This is a genomic window from Alcanivorax jadensis T9 (assembly GCF_000756655.1).
Taxonomy (GTDB): Bacteria; Pseudomonadota; Gammaproteobacteria; order Pseudomonadales; family Alcanivoracaceae; genus Alcanivorax; species Alcanivorax jadensis.
The window spans coordinates 1-995 of record NZ_ARXU01000028.1; the positions used below are offsets into that span (position 1 = coordinate 1).

The following is a 995-nucleotide window of genomic DNA, read 5'->3' on the forward strand; positions in this document are numbered from 1 at the left end:
GTCCTGCATGTCATTCAGGGCGAAGCGGCCAAGGGACGCATCGCCCATAAAAACCACAGAATTATTGCACCACTTTAAGAGTCTCTCTTATTTTGACAGAAATCGAGAACAAAATAATCAACGGAGTAAAGTAATATCACAACTAGAAAACCAGAGAATAGTGCGAAGTATCCTCCAGCCCAGCTTGCCCCCAAGATTCAGGGTAAAACTCAGACACCAATATTCCTATTACAGTATAAAAAACGTAAAAAACCTTTCTCATGACAATGAGCATCCTTTGTATGCAGCCGCCGCACCAAACAGAGAAATAAACAATTGAACCAACTTGCTTGTTACTCCTGGCAAAAATGTCAGCGCGGCCGTCAAAAAAACAACACCAGTATTACAAAGAATCTCGGCCGCTATCACTTCACCTTGCTGCAATTTTACATAAGCAGTCAGCAACAGCATTGCCCCAACCATTAAAAGCGCTAATGATGCAGTGACTGCAGCCGCTGCTGCTGCAGGCAAACTATTAAAGACCAACGCAGTAATAGCTGCTGCAATAACACCCCCGCCTCCCGCTTGCTTAAGGTAACCCCCATTCTCCCCACCCTCAATCAAATAAGCCCCAGCCCCACTATAAGGATCCAACACAATATACCCGGAGGACTGACTCCCAAAGAATTTAACGGGCCTTTCATGAGCCGTCACTTCCTTGCCCGCATACACCGAGTTACGGATATCAGTTTCTACTTCATCTGATAGCTGAAGGTTGGCCAGCGCCTGATCCAGGTTAGCCTGGGTAATCGTCCAGATCTTCTGCCCTTCAGCAGCAGCAAGCTGGATGGCTTTCACCGCACTGATACCGTGGGCCGGCGCATCTTCCGTGCTGTACATCTGCTCTGGCACCAGGTGCTCCATGGCCGATAGCCGGGCACCACGAGCACGGTTGAACGCCAATCTGCGCTCCACATTGCTATCCTTGTCAACGCGAGTGCCCGCGAAGCGATCCA

At 49.0% G+C, this 995-nt stretch carries 1 pseudogene; it reads right to left on the reverse strand.

Annotated features, from left to right (window positions below):
• Positions 1-258: 258 nt before the first annotated feature.
• A pseudogene (locus tag T9A_RS17215) lies at positions 259-995 on the reverse strand (hypothetical protein); the annotation flags it as partial.